16 protein-coding genes are annotated in these 16,356 nt (G+C 71.6%); 12 read left to right on the forward strand and 4 right to left on the reverse strand.

Annotated elements, in window-relative coordinates:
• Positions 1 to 219 precede the first annotated feature (219 nt).
• Together ACFW5B_RS01045 and ACFW5B_RS01050 are read right to left on the reverse strand one after the other, a co-directional pair.
• Positions 220 to 1,065, reverse strand: a complete 846-nt coding sequence (locus tag ACFW5B_RS01045) for a DUF4097 domain-containing protein (protein WP_386431191.1) — start codon at positions 1,063 to 1,065, stop codon at positions 220 to 222.
• 84 nt (positions 1,066 to 1,149) lie between these two features.
• Positions 1,150 to 1,665, reverse strand: coding sequence for a hypothetical protein (locus ACFW5B_RS01050; protein WP_386431193.1), 516 nt, complete (start codon positions 1,663 to 1,665; stop codon positions 1,150 to 1,152).
• 987 nt (positions 1,666 to 2,652) lie between these two features.
• On the opposite strand from ACFW5B_RS01050, the gene ACFW5B_RS01055 reads away from it, so the two are divergent.
• The 3 genes from ACFW5B_RS01055 (at position 2,653) to ACFW5B_RS01065 (ending at position 4,770) form a co-directional block, all read left to right on the forward strand.
• A complete protein-coding gene (locus tag ACFW5B_RS01055) occupies positions 2,653 to 3,138 on the forward strand; it encodes a peptidoglycan-binding protein (RefSeq protein WP_386431196.1) in 486 nt (161 codons plus the stop codon).
• Positions 3,139 to 3,422: 284 nt separating this feature from the next.
• On the forward strand, positions 3,423 to 3,923 hold the full coding sequence (locus tag ACFW5B_RS01060; protein ID WP_386431199.1) for a GNAT family N-acetyltransferase: 501 nt from the start codon (positions 3,423 to 3,425) through the stop codon (positions 3,921 to 3,923).
• An 88-nt stretch (positions 3,924 to 4,011) separates the two neighbouring features.
• A complete protein-coding gene (locus tag ACFW5B_RS01065) occupies positions 4,012 to 4,770 on the forward strand; it encodes a class I SAM-dependent methyltransferase (protein WP_386431202.1) in 759 nt (252 codons plus the stop codon).
• Between the two features lie 54 nt (positions 4,771 to 4,824).
• Here ACFW5B_RS01065 and ACFW5B_RS01070 read toward each other — a convergent pair whose 3' ends face one another.
• A complete protein-coding gene (locus ACFW5B_RS01070; RefSeq protein WP_386431679.1) occupies positions 4,825 to 5,703 on the reverse strand; it encodes a bifunctional DNA primase/polymerase in 879 nt (292 codons plus the stop codon).
• Positions 5,704 to 6,549: 846 nt separating this feature from the next.
• Between ACFW5B_RS01070 and ACFW5B_RS01075 the strand changes: the two genes are divergently transcribed.
• The 9 genes from ACFW5B_RS01075 to ACFW5B_RS01115 all read left to right on the forward strand — a co-directional run bounded on the left by ACFW5B_RS01075 (position 6,550) and on the right by ACFW5B_RS01115 (position 15,538).
• Complete coding sequence (locus ACFW5B_RS01075; RefSeq protein ID WP_386431204.1) at positions 6,550 to 6,855, forward strand: hypothetical protein; 306 nt, start codon at positions 6,550 to 6,552, stop codon at positions 6,853 to 6,855.
• Positions 6,856 to 7,082: 227 nt separating this feature from the next.
• Positions 7,083 to 8,324, forward strand: a complete 1,242-nt coding sequence (locus ACFW5B_RS01080; RefSeq protein WP_386431682.1) for an acyl-CoA dehydrogenase family protein — start codon at positions 7,083 to 7,085, stop codon at positions 8,322 to 8,324.
• 134 nt (positions 8,325 to 8,458) lie between these two features.
• A complete protein-coding gene (locus ACFW5B_RS01085) occupies positions 8,459 to 9,640 on the forward strand; it encodes an OB-fold domain-containing protein (RefSeq protein ID WP_386431685.1) in 1,182 nt (393 codons plus the stop codon).
• Between the two features lies 1 nt (position 9,641).
• A complete protein-coding gene (locus tag ACFW5B_RS01090; protein WP_386431207.1) occupies positions 9,642 to 10,883 on the forward strand; it encodes an acyl-CoA dehydrogenase family protein in 1,242 nt (413 codons plus the stop codon).
• A 26-nt stretch (positions 10,884 to 10,909) separates the two neighbouring features.
• Entirely contained in the window at positions 10,910 to 11,368 is a 459-nt protein-coding gene (locus ACFW5B_RS01095) for a MaoC family dehydratase (RefSeq protein WP_386431688.1), read from the forward strand.
• Positions 11,365 to 12,531 carry a lipid-transfer protein gene (locus tag ACFW5B_RS01100; RefSeq protein ID WP_386431210.1) on the forward strand — a complete coding sequence of 389 codons (1,167 nt, stop codon included), beginning with the start codon at positions 11,365 to 11,367 and terminating at the stop codon, positions 12,529 to 12,531. The genes ACFW5B_RS01095 and ACFW5B_RS01100 overlap by 4 nt, the downstream gene beginning before the upstream one ends.
• Before the next feature lie 367 nt (positions 12,532 to 12,898).
• Positions 12,899 to 13,294 (forward strand): hypothetical protein, encoded by a 396-nt coding sequence (locus tag ACFW5B_RS01105; RefSeq protein WP_386431212.1) that lies wholly within the window; start codon positions 12,899 to 12,901, stop codon positions 13,292 to 13,294.
• A gap of 301 nt (positions 13,295 to 13,595) precedes the next feature.
• A complete protein-coding gene (locus tag ACFW5B_RS01110) occupies positions 13,596 to 14,132 on the forward strand; it encodes a SigE family RNA polymerase sigma factor (protein ID WP_386431215.1) in 537 nt (178 codons plus the stop codon).
• 224 nt (positions 14,133 to 14,356) lie between these two features.
• Positions 14,357 to 15,538 carry a methyltransferase domain-containing protein gene (locus tag ACFW5B_RS01115; RefSeq protein WP_386431218.1) on the forward strand — a complete coding sequence of 394 codons (1,182 nt, stop codon included), beginning with the start codon at positions 14,357 to 14,359 and terminating at the stop codon, positions 15,536 to 15,538.
• Here ACFW5B_RS01115 and ACFW5B_RS01120 read toward each other — a convergent pair.
• Positions 15,519 to 16,337 (reverse strand): helix-turn-helix domain-containing protein, encoded by an 819-nt coding sequence (locus ACFW5B_RS01120; protein ID WP_386431221.1) that lies wholly within the window; start codon positions 16,335 to 16,337, stop codon positions 15,519 to 15,521. The two genes, ACFW5B_RS01115 and ACFW5B_RS01120, sit on opposite strands and share 20 nt — an antisense overlap.
• Positions 16,338 to 16,356 lie beyond the last annotated feature (19 nt).

A 16,356-nucleotide genomic window follows, 5' to 3' on the forward strand; every position in this document is an offset into this window, starting at 1 on the left:
TCGGACCCGTCGGGCTCATGGGGGTTCCTTTCGTGGTGGGCGTGCTCGTTGCTGTGGTCCTGGTGGTTGGGGCGGGGAGGCGGTGGGGCGGTGGGTGGACTGCAGGCCCGGGGCCCGCGGCGGTTTTGGCGCGAGCATGACAGGAGGCGCCCGGCGCCCTCCCGTTCGAGGGCTGAAGTGGCGGGGTGGGTGTGGGGCGAGTTGGCGGCCGGCCGGTGGTCAGGGCCGGGCTCGGCGGACGTCGATGTTGCCGTAACGGGTCCGGGCGCGGACCTCGACGGTGTCCTCGGTCTTCTCCGGGGTCTCGGAGGCGGCGAGGGTGTTGCGTACCTGCCCGTTGCCGGAGCTGACGTCGAGCCAGGCGGCGGTGCCCTCGCGGATGCCTACCTCGATGGCACCGTAGGCGGTCACCAACTGGACGGTGCCGCAGGCGACTTCGGCGACCCGCAGGGTGCCGTGGGCGGTGGCGACGACGACCGAGCTCTCGGCGCGCGTGATGTCGATGTCGCCGTTGGCGCCGCTCACCCGCAGCTCGCCGGTGGCGGTGCCGAGGGTCGTGGTGCCGTGCGAGTTCTTCAGGATGGCGGGACCGTCGACGGTGCCGACGCGCAGGCTGCCGGAGCTGGTGGTGATCTCGGCCGCGCCCTCGACCCGGTCGACGGTGACCGAGCCGTGGGAGGCGGTCAGATGGAGCGGCCCGGTGGTGTCGAGGCGGACGTCACCGGCCGCGGTCTTCACCCGGACCTCGCCGAGCCGGCCCTCGCCGAACACCTGGGCCCAGGCGCCGGTCATGTCGATACCCGAGCCCGCGGGCAGTTCGACCGTCACGTCGACGGTGCCGGTGCGCCCGATGAGATTGCGCTGCTTGGGCGTCCGGACGGTCAGGACGCCGCTCGCGTAGGTGACTTCGGTCTGGTCGGCCGAGCGTACGTCTCGGTCCTGCTTCGGGTCGCGGGGCCGCACCTCGACGACCGTGTCGAGGCGGTCGCCCGCGGTGAACCGGATCGAGCCGGCTGCCACGTAGGCGGTGGCCGAAATCGGTTCGGGAGTGTCGTAAGAAGGCATGGCTGTACCGTCCTCATGGGTCCTTGGGGCGTCCCTGCTGGTGGGACGTGGTGTGGGTGAGGTGGTGCGGGGCGGCGGGCGCGGCTAGCGCACCCAGCCCGTGAAGCTCTGTCCGATGGTGTGGGCCGTCTCCGTTGTACGCGTCTGGGTGCCGCCGTCGACCGCGGCAGAAACGGCGCGTACCAGCCACGCGTTGACCGACAGGCCCGCGCGGCTCGCGGCCTCCTCGGCGCGCGCCTTGAGATGGGCCGGCAGGCGCAGATTGACGCGGGCGGTGCCGCCCTCGTCGCCGTCGGCGGGCGCGTGCGCCTTGAGCGGTTCGACGGGCGGGGCCGCCGCTTCCGCGGTGCCGCCGGCGGTCGGTGGCGTCACCACGAAGTCGGGGTCCAGCCCGCGCAGCCGTACGTCGACCGAGCCCGGGGCGAGGTCGCGGGTGATCTCGTCCATCGCGGCGGAGAGCACATTGAGCATGGTCAGACGGGTCGCCGACTCCAGGGGGGCGGTGAGCCGCTCGGCCAGCTCGCGGGCTTCTTTCCCGCCGGCTTCGGCGGCCACCGCGAGTTCGCGCCGCAGGGTGTCGACATACGGAGTGAGGTCCATGACGTCATGATGGCACTACTTTGATGCCATATGCAAGGTGGGTGGCGTCGCTTGGTGGGAGTGGGGGTGCGGTGGTGGTGGTGAAGGCCGCTCTGAGCTGGGGGAATGGGGTGATGGTGGGGTGGTTCGGGGTGGCGCCATGTGGAGTGTGGGGGGCTTCGGGGGTTGGGGTGGCGCCTCGGTGGGGGCTGGCATGGTGTCGGGTGACGCCAAGTGGCGCCATTTGGTGTCGGCTGGCGTCAGGTGGCGTCGGATGGGGTGTCGAAGCCGGGGGCCTGCTGTCGGCTCGGGGTCTGCTGCTGTTCACGGTCAATTGCCGGCGGGTGGCGGGTCGCAGTGGCGGGTCGCGCCTGAGGGCAACCGCCGGTATGCGGGCGGCCTTGCGGAGCGGCTGGTCGCCGGGGGCCGGAACTCGGCGTGGTCAATGCCGCTATTGCCGGGAACGCCTTGCTGACCAGCAGCTCGTGTTTGGGGGAGAAGGGCGTCGCGCGGTTCCGGCGGGACGTTCTGGACCGGTGAGGGTGCGTACGGTGATAGTCGAGCCGGGAGGCAAGGGCGTCGGGGCCAATTGGTCCGAGGGCAAGCCCTGCCTCCCGTCGTCGTGCCGGCAGGTGTTGACGCGTCAGATCGCCGCTGGGTAGAGGGTGTTGGGCCGGGTCCCGTGTCGTCGGGGTATCAAGGTCGTCGGGGTGACGGTGAGACCGCTGAGCGGATCTCCGGGCGATTCGGCCGAGGTTGAGCGGCTGGGTGCGCAGGTCAACCACTGGATTCGCCCCGGTGGGATTGATGTCGCGGATCTTTTGAGCATGCGTCTTCAGTAGTTTGCGGCGCCGCTATTTATGATGGCGCCACTGTCTATTGGGAAATTCGGCATGCAAGTGAAGGGATTCGGCGGTAAAATGACCTCGGTGAAGCGGTAAGTTGTGTGGTGCCAGGCTGCTGTTGCAAAACATGCGGGGGTCTGGGAACGCTTCTAGCGTGAGTGTCATGGGCACTCAACAGACAACACAGAACAGGTACTACACGGTGGTTGCGGGTGACACCCTCTCCGGTATTGCCACTCGTTTCCATACCACTGTGAAGCAGCTTCAGATCTGGAACAACATTGCGGATCCGAATATCATCAAGGTGGGGCAGCGGCTGATCGTCGCCAAGGCTTCCACTGGAGAGCCGCAGCCCGGCGATCCCAGTTTCGTTCCTTTCCCGGGTGGCGAATGGTTCAAGACCCTGCCGAACAGCCCGATCATCCAGATGATGGGGCTGCGCCTCGTGGAGGAAGGATGCGGCGCTCCTTACGGGTTCAGCGGTCCCGGGCCGAAGTGGAATGACAAGCACCGTCAGGCCTATTCGTCCTTCCAGAGTGCCCTGGGGTATTCGGGCGCGGATGCGGACGGGTGGCCGGGGCGGCGGTCCTGGGACCAGCTGCGGGTTCCGTTCCCGGAGGAGGACTATGGCGCCGCTGCCGCGGAGTGAGGGGCGTCGGGAGGCCGGCGCGCTCGCGAAGAACTATTGAACAGCGTGCATCCCTGCCGTGTGGCTGCTGGGCAATATGGCGGCTGCGGGGCGGGGATTGCTGTGAGGTGTGGGGTGAGGGGTGTGGTGGGGCGGGGATCTCGGGATTGCGGGATTGGTGTGAGCGGCGCTGTAGCGTTGTGGTGGTCACGGGAATTGCGATTCAGGTGTGATGCGGAAAGTGGGCAGAGGTCACGGTGGGTGTGCGGCGCGGCGGGGAAAAGGGCGGGGCTCGGCCAGGTGCTGTGGTGATACGGCGGGCCGAGGCGCGGGATGCCTCGCGGCTGACTCGGCTGGTGCGGCGTTCTCGTGCCTATGAGGGGCGGTATTCCCCGATGGTCGAGGGATATCGGGTGGGGCCCGACTACATCGAAGCGCATCGGGTTTTCGTCGCCGTGGAGGACGGGGGTGGCAGCGCCGGCCCGGGTGAGGGGGAGGCCGGGCGGGTTCTGGGGTTTTATGCGCTCATGGTGGAGGCGGCCGAGCTGGATCTGATGTTTGTGGCGGATCAGGCGCAGGGGTACGGCATCGGGCGCCGGTTGGTCGAGCACATGCGGGACGAGGCGCGGCGGGCCGGACTCGACAGTGTGCGGGTGGTGTCGCATCCGCCTGCCGAAGGGTTCTACCGCAGCGTGGGTGCGCGGTCGGTCGGAACGGTGCCGGCGTATCCGCCTGCGGTGATGTGGGACCGGCCGGAGCTCGCCTTCTTGGTGGGGACTGGTGAGGGGCCCGGCGGGGCGGGGTGAAGGGGGCGTCCTGTGTTGCGGGCGGGGGCGGCAGGTTGGGCGGGGAAAATCGCTGGCGGGGTAGGTGCCTTGCGGTGATTGTGTAGGTATGGCGCGATCATTTGAGGAGCTGGTGGCCGAGGCGGAGGTGGCTTCGGTCGAGGGGTGGGACTTTTCGTGGCTGGCGGGGCGGGCCACGGAGGAGCGGCCTTCGTGGGGCTATCAGCGGGCGATGAGTGAGCGGCTGGCGGGTGTGCCGGCGGCGTTGGACATTCAGACGGGTGGCGGTGAGGTGCTCGCCGGGGCGGCGAAGCTGCCGCCGGTGATGGTGGCCACGGAGTCCTGGCCGCCCAATGTCGCCAAGGCCACCGGGCTGTTGCATCCGCTCGGCGCGGTGGTGGTGGCCGATGAGGATGAGCCGCCGCTGCCGTTCGCCGACGCGGCGTTCGATCTGGTGACGAGCCGCCATCCGGTGACCGTGTGGTGGGAAGAGATCGCCCGGGTGTTGCGGCCCGGCGGCCGGTATTTCTCCCAACAGGTCGGTCCGGCCAGTGTGTTCGAGCTGGTGGAGTACTTCCTGGGGCCGCAGCCGGAGCACATACGGCGGGCCCGTCATCCCGAGGATGCGCGCCGGGCGGCGGAGGCGGCGGGGCTTGAGGTGGTCGATCTGCGTGCGGAGTCGTTGCGGACCGAGTTCTTTGACATCGGGGCGGTCATCTACTTCCTGCGGAAGGTGGTGTGGATGGTGCCCGGCTTCACGGTCGCGGAATACCGGGAGCGGCTGCGGGAGTTGGATGCGCTGATACGGGAGGAGGGGGCGTTCGTGGCCCGGACGACCCGGTTCCTGATCGAGGCGCGCAAGGGGTGAGCGGCTCCCACCCGCCTGGTCTACGTCTCTCTCGCACGTACCTCACTCGCGCGCTTACGCACGGCGCGCTGCGGAAGCGATCGTTGCGCGGGCCTCGGCTGCGGACAGGCCGGTGTGACGGGCGGCTTCTGCCAGGCGGGCGGAGAGTTCCTGGCCCAGGCCGGCCTCCTGGGCGCGGCAGGCGGCCCAGAAGAGGCGGGCGTTGCGCTGGCCACGTGGGGATGCCCGGACGAAGCGTATGAGCGCCGCGGCGGGCTGGGGCGGGACGCCGTACGGCGACTCGCGGTGAGCGGGCGGGGGCGGGGCCGTGAGGAGGGTGAGCAGGCGGCTCGGTATGGGGGCGGGGTGGTCTGGTGCGTCCGGTGCCAGGGCGTACCGGCCGTGGGTGGTGAGTGAGCCGGGGCCGACGAGATAGCCGGCTGCGCCGCGGACGTCGATGCCGGGGGCGAGCTTGCCGACCGAATTCGGTACGGGTGGGGACGGCGGGCCCGTGAACCAGAGGTGGCGGCCGCCGCTCGGGGTCAGGACCGTGACCGTCGGCGGGATCGGGAAGCCGTGCTGTTCGGCGAGGAAGCGGAGCGCGGTCAGGCCGTCGGCGCCGTTCTTGGTGTCGAGATCGATGCCGATGAGGTGGTGCGGGGGCCGTCCGCAGGCGATGCCGTAGCCGGTGGCCCAGGGGGCGGCCGCGAACATCCGGCGGACGGTGAGCGGGTCGGTGCTCGCATCGTGCACGCCGTGCCCGAGCCGTCCGCATGCGCCGCGGCAGGGCGGGACCTCCGGGTGCCCGCGGTGCGGGGAGCGGATGGCGGGGAGCTTGCTGCGGGTCAGCGGGATGACGGGGTAGCCGGCCTCGGCGGCCGGCAGCGCCCGGGTGAGTGCGGTGCTGTCGGGGGTGGCTGTGGTGGTGCCGGCGGTGGTGGCCGTGCCGGGGATGGCGGCAGTGGTGCTGCCGGTGTCGGGCGGGGTGGTTTCAGCGGCGGGGGCGCCGGCGCTGGGGGCGTTTGTGGGCTTGGCGGCGCGCAGGCCGGCCCGCGGTGCGTGCGGCTGGTTGGGCCGCGGGCCGGGCGGTTGGCCGGTCGGCGGATCGGGTGGAGGGTCGGTCGGTGTTCCGGCATGGCGGCGGTGCATGGCCATGGCTCTATTTTCGTACGAACGTTCGATGAAGGGAAGGGGGCGTGGGTTGCAGTGACCCGCGCGCCGGGTGCGGCGGTGCGCCGGGTGGGGTGTCGGTCCCGTTGTCGGTGGGCCCGTGGCGGGGCTGGTGTCGGTGCGGGGGGGCGTGGGCGGGGGTGACGTGTGGGGGCAGGGGTTTGAATCGGGGCTGATCATGCTTGCGGGGGAATCGTCTCCTCGCGACGGATTCGCCGGGGCTTCGTGGGCAAAGCTGAGTTCGCGACGTCGAGGCAAGTATCGGGGTGTCGGCCAACTGCCCGATGAACAAGCGGAGTTGTTGTCCGGTTATCCGGAGCTATGGGGGTGAGGGGGAGGGGAGGGAGAGGTGGGAGAGCGTCGGGTGGTCGGTGAGGCAGGGGGAGCCTCTCCCGGCCGGCTGGTCAGGAGGGTCGGCGGGCGACCGTGACCCGGGCTCCGGCCGCGGGCGGGCGCCGCTCGGCACTCCGATCCATCCGGCCGGTTGGTGCATCGGCCGGTGAACCCGGGCCACCCGTCCGGTCCACCAGCCAGGCCGGCCACCTGCCCACTCGCCCGTCCCCCACCCCGCAACCCCGCAACCCCGCAGTTCAGATGGTCCAGAAGTCGTGTTCCGTAGGAGGAAGACACATGGCAAGCATCCGTACCGCCCGCGTTGTCGCCGTTGCCGCCGCGCTGCCGTTTGCGGCCGCGCTCTTCAGCGGTGTGGCGCAGGCCGATAACGGTGGCTTTGCGACCGGTGGGTCGAGTGCGGCGGCGACGAGCCAGACGGGGACCGGCGTCGGCGGGGACAACCTCGGCAACTCGACCACCGGCCAGCAAGTCGCCAACGGTGCCGGCGCCTCCAACCAGAACAACACCGCGAGCGTGAGCGGCTCCGGCCCGACGGACATCGACCAGACCAACGCCACCGTGAACTTCACCAACTTCGAGTGATCCGGCCCGTTCTCCGGGCGATCCGGCCCGTCGCGCAGGGGGCGCGGCGCTGACCGGCAGGTGATGCGTCAGGGCCGGCACGGAGGGAATGGGGCTTCTCCGGGGTTCACTGCGCCGACCTTGACAGCGAGCGGGTTTCTGACGGACAGTCAGAAACCCGCTCGCTCGTTCGTATGCCCGGACCCAGCGCACCGGGCGTACGGCCACCAGAAGGGGAGGCCGCCGACGTGCACCTCGCCCCCACCGCGCGCCAGGAGCGACTGCGCACCGAACTCCGTTCGTACTTCCGGGAGGTGCTGCCGGACGGGCCGGTCGAGGACTCCGCGGCGCAGCGTGCGGTACTGCGCCGGATCGGTGCCGACGGCATGCTGGGACTGGGCTGGCCCACGGAGTACGGAGGGCAGGGCCGTGGTCCCGACGAGCAGTTCGTCTTCTTCGACGAGGCGTACCGTGCGGGGGCGCCGGTCTCGATGGTCACCCTCAACACCGTCGGGCCGACGCTGATGAAGTACGGCACGCAGCAGCAGAAGGACTACTTCCTGCCGCGCATCCTCAGTGGCGAGCTCGTCTTCGCGATCGGCTATACGGAGCCCGAGGCCGGCACCGACCTCGCTGCGCTCCGCACCCGCGCGGTGAGACAGGCGGGGAGGGCCACCGGCCCTGAGGGAGCCTCGGGGGCGGCCGCTTTCCCTAAGGGCGCCCCGGATGCGTCCACCGCCCCCGAGGGCGCCCACTGGCTGATCAACGGCTCCAAGTCCTTCACCAGTAACGCCCACCGGGCCGACTGGATCTGGCTGGCCTGTCGCACCGACCCGGATGCGCCCAAGCACCGGGGCATTTCGATCATCCTGGTGCCCACCGACGCACGGGGCTTCTCGTGGACGCCGATCGAGACCGTCGGTGGGCTCACGACCACCGCCACCTATTACGACGGCGTCCGCGTCCCGGCCGGAAACCTGGTCGGCGCGGAGAACGCCGGCTGGCAGCTGATCACCAATCAGCTCAACCATGAACGGGTCGCGTTGGCCGCGCTCGGCATGCAGGCCGAGGACGCCGTCGACGCGGCGCTGGCGTACGCCCGTACGCCGGACCGGGAGACCGGCGAGCGGCCCGCCGACCGCCCCTGGGTGCGGTCCCGGCTCGCCGAGGCGCACGCCCGGCTGGCCGCCACCCGGCTGCTGAACTGGCGGCTGGTCGGCGATGTGGGCGCCGGGACGCTCAGCCCCGGCGACGCCAGCGGCGTCAAGTTCGCGGGGACGGAGAGCACCGTCGAGGTCTACCGGATGTGCCAGGAGGTGGCCGGGGACGCCGCCCTGGTACGGGCCGGTTCGCCGGGCGTCTTCGGGGACGGAGAGCTGGAACGGATGAACCGTGCGGCGCAGATCAACACGTTCGGGGGCGGAGTGAGCGAGGTCCAGCGGGAGATCGTCGCGACGATGCGGCTGGGGATGCGGAGGGGGCGGCGATGAGCGGGACGTCGGGTGGCGGGGAGCCGGCGGCGGACGGGTGCGGGGGCGGGGACGGGCCCGGTCACGGGCGTGCCCCCGACCTCTCCCACGAGCAGCTCAAGGCCTATGAGGGCCGGCCGACCTCGGCCCCCGGGGTGGGCAAGGACCTGGTCAACGAGCCGATGATCCGGCACTGGTGTGAGGCCGTGGGCGATGCCAACCCCGCCTACCGGGGGCCGGACGCGATCGCCCCGCCGACCATGCTGCAGGCCTGGACAATGGGCGGCCTCTCGGGACACGCGGACCGCTCGGGCGCGTACGACGAACTCTCCGGGCTGCTCGACAGCGCCGGATACACCTCCATCGTGGCCACCGACTGTGAGCAGGAGTATCTGCGGCCGCTGCGGCCCGGGGACCGGATCACCTTCGACTCCGTGATCGAGTCCGTGTCGGAGCGCAAGACCACGAAGCTGGGCACCGGGCACTTCATCACGACGCGGATGGATATCCGCGCGGACGGCGAACCGGCAGGCACGCATCGCTTCCGGGTCCTCAAGTACGCGCCGGCGGTACGGCGCCCCAAGACGGCCGAGCGGGCCCGTACGGAGGGGCCGCGGGCGCGGCAGTCACGTACGGGCGAGCCCCCAGCCCAGCAGCCCCGTACGGGCGAGCCCCCAGCCCAGCAGCCCCGTACGGGCGAGCCCCCAGCCCAGCAGCCCCGTACGGGCGAGCCCCCAGCCCAGCAGCCCGGTAGCCGGCCGACCCGGGCCCAGGAGCCCGGGACCCGGCGCCCGCGGCCCGTGATCAATCGTGACAACGCCGGCTTCTGGGAGGGCGTCCGCGGGCATCGGCTGCTGATCCAGCGGTGTACGGGCTGCCGGACGCTGCGTTTTCCCTGGTTGCCGGGGTGCAACGGTTGCGGGTCGCTGGAGTGGGACACCGTTGAGGCGAGCGGCGCGGGGGCGGTCTTCTCGTACGTCGTCATGCACCATCCGCCCTTCCCCGCCTTCACGATGCCCGCCCAACCAGGCGATGGGAGAGCCCCGGAAGGGACGGCCCCGGAGGCGGCGGCCCCGGGCGGGGTGGCCCCGGACGGGACGGCTCCCGGCGCGGCGAGCCCCGACGCGAAAGACCCCGGCACCCTGGGCCCCGGCGCGGCGAGCCCCTACGCCGTCGGTTTGGTCGAGCTGGTGGAGGGGGTGCGGATGGTCAGCAACATCGTCGGCGTGCCCTGTGACAAGGTGCGGATCGGGATGCCTGTGCGGCTTGAATTCCTGCGTGTGGACGAGGAGTTGGAGCTGCCGGTCTTCCGGGTGGCCGAGGGGGGTGAGGGGTGAGATGGACTTCACGCCCACACCGGAGCAGGTGGCGGCCCGCGACCTGGCGGCGGAGATCTTCGGCGATCTGTCCACGCCGGAGCGCCTCGCCGCGGCCGGTAGCGGTATCGACACCGGCCTGTGGAAGGCGCTGTGCGCGGCCGGTCTGCCGGGCGCCGCGGAGGAGACCGGCTTGCTGGGGGTCGTCCTGATGCTGGAGGAGCAGGGGCGTACGACGGCGCAGGTGCCGTTCGCCGCGACCTGCGGGTACGGCCTGCTGGCGATCGGCGCGCACGGCAGCGCGGAGCAGCGGGCCCGGCTGCTGCCGGCGCTGCGGGCCGGTGAGGCGGTCGCCACCGGGGCCTTCCCGGCGCGGCGGGGTGGCGTACGGGCCGAGGCGCCGGCGGGCGTCAGCACAGGCCGCCTGACCGGCCTCGTTCCCGTGGTGCCGTGGCTGTGTGCGGCCACCCATGTGCTGGTGCCGGACGAGGCCACGCGGGCCGTGTGGATCGTACGCACCGATGCCCCCGGGGTGCGGCGGGAGCCGGTCGAGACCACCGCACCATGGTCGGCGGGCCGCCTCGCCCTCGACAAGGCCCCTGCTGAACGCCTGGGCGGCGACCCACCGGCCCGCCCGGCCCAGGCCAACGCCCTCGACGAACTCCCGGGCGGAGCCGCCGAGCGGCCGGGCAAAGCCGCCCTCACAGGCCCCCTGGGCCGCAACCCCCACGCCGACATCCTGGCCCTGGCCCGGATCGCCTTCGCCGGGCTTCAGGCCGGGGTCTGTGCCGGTTCCCTGGCCCGTGCGGTGGTGCACACCACCACCCGCGAACAGTTCGGCCGCCCGCTCTCCACGAATCAGGGCGTGTTGCTGCGCGCCGCCGACGCCCATATGGACATCGAGGCCATCCGGCTGACCGCCTACGAGGCGGCCTGGCGCCGGGACGCGGGCCTGGACGCCGCGGCGCATGCGCTGACCGCCTCCTGGTGGGCGTCCGAGGCGGGTACCCGTGTGGTGCATACCGGCCAGCATCTGCACGGCGGTATCGGCGCCGATGTCGACCACCCCGTCCACCGGCACTTCCTCTGGGGCAGGCAGCTCGCCGGATATCTCGGCTCGGGCGCCGAAGTGCTGGAGCAACTGGGCGAGTTGCTCACCGAGGGGCATCCGGAGGCAGCCGCCATCCCGGAACCGGAGCCGGCCGCCCGCCCCAGGCCGTCCGCCCGCCCGACCCCCTCGCTCCGGACGACGGAGGCCCCATGAACCCCGGAGACCTGAACCCCGGAGACCTGAACCCCGGCGACGAGCTCCCCGCCCTCACCGTCCCCCTCACCCGCACCCTGATCGTCGCGGGCGCGCTCGCCTCCCGTGACTACCAGGACGTGCACCACGACCCCGAGGCGGCCCGTGCGAAGGGCTCCCCGGAGATCTTCATGAACATCCTCACCACCAACGGGCTGGTCGGCCGCTACATCACCGACCACTTCGGCCCGCGCTGCACCCTGCGCAAGGTGGCCATTCGCCTGGGTGCCCCCAACTACCCCGGAGACACCATGGTGTTGCGCGGCACGATCACCGAGGTGACGGACGACGCGGCCGTGGTGCGTGTCGTCGGCGCGAACGGCATCGGCCACCACGTCACCGGCACGGTCACCGTGGGCCTCCCGGAACCCACGGCCACCGCAGACCCCCCGGAGGGCACGCGCCCCACAGCCGGCCCGGAGGCCACCCCGGAGGCCACCCCGTGACCCTCCACCGCCCCGACTCCCTGGGCGGCCGGGCCGCCATTGCCGGCATCGGTGCGACCGAGTTCTCCAAGGACTCCGGGCGCAGCGAACTGCAGCTGGCCGTCGAGGCCGTCCGGGCCGCCCTCGACGACGCCGGGCTGACCCCCGCGGACGTCGACGGGCTGGTCACCTTCACCATGGACACCAACCCCGAGATCACCGTCGCCCAGGCGGCCGGGATCGGTGAGCTCTCGTTCTTCTCGCGGGTCCACTACGGGGGCGGCGCGGCCTGTGCCACCGTCCAGCAGGCGGCCCTGGCGGTCGCCACCGGTATCGCCGAAGTCGTCGTCTGCTACCGGGCTTTCAACGAGCGCTCCGGCCGCCGCTTCGGCTCGGGTGTACAGCGGCGGGAGCCGTCCGCCGAGGGCGCGGCGCTCGGCTGGAACCTGCCCTTCGGCCTGCTCACCCCCGCCTCCTGGGTCGCCATGGCCGCTCAGCGCTACCTCCACACCTACGGGCTGACCCCGGACGCCTTCGGGCCGGTCGCGGTCACCGACCGCCGCCACGCCGCCCGCAATCCGGCGGCGTACTTCCACCACAAGCCGATCACCCTCGCCGACCACGCCGCCTCGCGCTGGATCGTGGAACCCCTACGGCTGCTGGACTGCTGCCAGGAGACCGACGGCGCCCAGGCGATCGTGGTGACCTCGCCCGAGCGGGCCCGTACGCTGCCGCATCCGCCCGCGCTGATCACGGCAGCGGCGCAAGGCGCGGGCCGGGCCCAGGAGCAGATGACCAGCTTCTACCGCGACGATCTGACCGGCCTCCCCGAGATGACCGTGGTCGCCCGCCAGCTCTGGCGCACCGCCGGCCTGACCCCCGCCGACATCGACGTCGCGATCCTCTACGACCACTTCACGCCGTTCGTGCTGATGCAGCTGGAGGAGTTCGGCTTCTGCGGGCCCGGCGAGGCCTCGGACTTCGTCGCCGCCGACGCCCTCCCCCTGAACACCCACGGCGGCCAGCTCGGCGAGGCCTATCTCCACGGCATGAACGGCATCGCCGAGGCCGTACGCCAGCTCCGCGGCACCTCCGTCAACCAGGCGGGCACCCCCGCGCATGTGCTGGTCACGGCCGGGACCGGGGTCCCGACCTCGGGTCTGATCCTCGCGGCGGATCACTGAGGTACGTGTCCGACGTCCCATCCGCCGCGGCCGTTGCCGCTGATGTTCTGCTCCACCACCCAGCGGGGGAAGGGGAGTTGAACTCTCAGCGTTAATGATCGTTCCATGGCATCCTTACCGCGTGCGCTCACGAAGACGGAGTCCCGTGGCCTGGCGTTGAAGGGTCCGCTCCGGTGGTTCGTGATCGTGGGGAACGACGGGGTTGAAGGATTCGGTCCGGTTCCGTTCAGGGCCCTGGCCGCGCGGACCGCGCCTCATTCGGTGGGGCATGCGACCGACCGTACGAACGGGCCGCGCGGACCGCGTTGCATCACGGGGCTCGGTCGCGGTGCGCACATCTTGGTCATGCCCAAAACGGAGGACATAAGTGAAGTTCACGAAGCTGAGGTCTGCTGTCGCGATAACGGCCACGCTGGGAGCCGCCATGGCCGGCAACACCGCGATGGCCGCTTCGCCTGGTTCCGCACCGTCCTCGGCCACCCACGCCGCGGCGGCGGTCTCGGCCGCGAGCGGCTGCACGATCGGCCGGGTCCGGGCGGACGAAACCGTCCTCATCCGCACGTCGCGGAAGGTGAAGGCCGCGGCTCGCGGTAACTTCCCCAAGGGCAAGAGGGGCACTACGTGCGTCGGCAGGACGACGGGCGAGAAGTACAACCTGTGCGGCAGCCGGGACAACGGCTGGATCGAGGTCGACTACAAGGGGACCAGGGGATGGGTGCCCGTCGGCTGTGTCACCACGAACCCCGATGGGCCCTGGGGATAAAGCCTCGCTGACCTGGTCGTACGCCCTTCCTGCAACTGCTCCGGCAGGAGAGAGCCGAAGGAAGTTCTGCGACTGCCGGCTGGTCCCACGCGGTGGTGTGGGACCAGCCGGCACCCGTCGGCCCGCTCCCGGTCTCGGGGAGGCCACGGTGCGTCGGCACGGGGAGAGACCCTAGGGGCGGGTCGCCGCCCGTCCGCCTTGAGGAGGTGGGGCAGGCACCACCCGTACAACTTGAGACGGATAGGGCTTCGGCACCTGGGGGCGATCCCCCGACCCCACCTGCGCTCCTAGCGTGGTGCCCATGACCACGCCAGTGTGCACAAGCGCTTCGACCGCCGCTGTGTTCCCGACGTTCTCGTCCTATGTACGGGCCCGGGGGCCGGTCCTGCTGCGCGCTGCGCGGTCGATGTCGCCCAATCCCAACGATGCCGAAGACCTCCTCCAGACGGCGCTGACCAAGACCTATGTGGCCTGGGACCGGATCGAGGACCACCGCGCCCTGGACGGCTACGTCCGCCGCGCGCTGATCAACACCCGCACCTCCCAGTGGCGCAAGCGCAAGGTCGAGGAATTCGCCGTCGACGAGCTGCCGGAGCCGGAGCCGCTGGCGGCCCCGGACCCGGCCGAACTCCAGGGCCTGCGCGACGCGATGTGGCGCGCCGTGATGCGACTGCCCGCCCGTCAGCGGGCCATGGTCGTCCTCAGGTATTACGAGGACCTCAGCGAGGCCCAGACCGCCGAGGTCATGGAGGTCTCCATCGGCACGGTCAAGAGCGCCGTCTCCCGTGCCCTGGCCAAACTCCGGGAAGACCCGGAACTGGGGATGCTGTCGGCCTGATCCGGATGCGCGGGGCTCCGCACGGCGCGCCCGGCGCGTGCACCTTTTGAGCCCTTCCGTCACCTCTCCGGCCGGCCGTACGCTCGCCGTGGCTCTGAGTGGCAGACGAAGGAGGGCGAAGTGGGAAAGCACCGCAGTCCGATCGGAGACGACGGACAGCAGCCGGGCCGACCGGTCCCACCGGCTCCGGAGCCCACTCCGCCGCCGAAGCCCGAGCAGGCCAGTTGACCTCGCATCCCGCCCCCGACGAGGCCATCGGCGGTCTGCTGGACGAGATCGCCGAGCAGCTCGGTTTCCCCGTCCCCGCTGACCTGCAAGCCGCCTTGCGCGCCGTACCCCGCCATCTCTTTCTGCCGCCCACCCTGTGGCTGCGGGACGGGAACGGCGGGCACGAGCCGTGCGACCGGGAGGGCGAGCCCGGCCGCTGGTGGCGCGCGGCTTACCGCGACGCCCCGCTCGTCACCCAGTTCACGGAGAGCCCCGAAGGCCACCGTGCCCCGTCCTCCTCCGCGTCGATGCCCAGTGTGGTCGTACGGATGCTGCGGGCGCTCCACGTACGGGCGGGGCACTCGGTGCTGGAGATCGGCACCGGCACCGGGTTCAACGCGGCTCTGCTCGCCTTCCTCTGCGGCGCGGAAAACGTGACCTCGCTCGACGTCGACCCCGAGCTGACGCGCCGCGCACAGCAGGCGCTGAAGGCCAGTGGGCAGCAGCCGGACGTGGTGTGCGCGGACGGCGCGGGCGGCTGGCGGCCGAACGCGCCCTACGACCGGCTCATCGCCACCTGCTCCGTCCGGACCGTGCCGCTCCCCTGGCTGGAGCAGACCGTGACCGGCGGTCTCCTCGTCATCCCGTGGGACACCCCCTGGTGCAACTTCGGGACGCTCATCGCCACGAAGCAGGCAGACGGAACAGCCGAGGGTTCGCTCGCCCCGTACGGCTCGTTCATGCTCCTGCGCGCCCAACAGGTCGACGCAGAGCTACGCGCCGGCATTCCGCGCGAGCGCGAGGGCCAGGAGCCCGGGCGTCAGGAGCCCGAGCGGTCCACAACGGGGCTGTCCCCCTGGTCAGTTGCCGGGAACGACCTCGATGCGCAGATGTACATCGGCCTCCGCGTGCCGGGAGCCTGGCACGTGTGGGACACCGAGGTGGCCGAGGCCCATACGCGGCTGTGGCTGGCCGACGGCCGGACGGACAGCTGGGCCTGTGTGGACTACGACGGACAGCAGACCTCGGCCTTCACGGTCTCCCAGTACGGCGCCAGGAAGCTGTGGGACGAGGTCGCCCGGTCATACGAGGAGTACGTGGCCGTCGGCCGTCCCGGCGTGGAGCGGCAGCGGCTGCGCATCACCCCCGACGGCCGGTGCACGCGCCATGAGGTGAGCGTCAGCGGGACGGTCGCGTGAGCGCGTAGCGCGCCGGTGTCGTGCCCACGTGCCGGATGAAGTGCCGGTGCAGATGGGCCTGGTCGTGGAAGCCCACGGTGGCCGCGACCTCTGCCGGGCGGCGGCCGTCGAGGAGCAGGCCGCGGGCCCGTTCGATGCGCTTGCCGGTCAGGTAGGCGTGCGGCGGCAGGCCGTAGGTCTGCTTGAAGCAGCGGATCAGGTGGGTGGGGTGGGCGTGCAGGACGCCGGCCGCCTCCTGGAGGGACAGGCCGGCCGTCAGCCGGGAATCCAGCAGGTCGCGCAGCTCGGCGGCCAGCCGGTTCGCCTCGGGGCCCGGTGCACGCGGCGGCCGCAGCGCGGCCAGGTGCCCGTGCAGCCGCTCCCGGACGAAGGCCAGCCGGGATTCCGCCTCGAACGCGTCGCCCGCGTCCCCGAGCGCGGTGTGCAGCTGCTGGATGCGCTGCCGCAGCAGCGCGTCGCCGAACACCGGCCCGTCCACCGCCCGGCCGGTCAGCTCCTCCGGGAGTACGACCGCGTCCAGGTAGAGCACCCGCTTGCGGAAGCCGCTCGCTGTGACCGTCCGGCCGTCGTGGGAGACGCCGGGCGGCAGCAGGACGACCGTGCCGGCGCCGGTCACGCCATGACGGTGACGGTCGCACGCGAAGTCGACCGCCCCGTCGTTGAGGATCATCAGGGCCCAGGTGTCATGGGTGTGGGCCGGATACGCGTGCTCGGTGAAGTGCGCGTGGAAGACCTCGGCGATGCCGGGCACGGACGGGCGCCAGGCGCTGATCGTCGTACGGGGCGGGCCGTCTGTCATGCCAGGAACGTACAAGACG

The organism is Streptomyces sp. NPDC058773 (assembly GCF_042746015.1).
Lineage (GTDB): Bacteria > Actinomycetota > Actinomycetes > Streptomycetales > Streptomycetaceae > Streptomyces.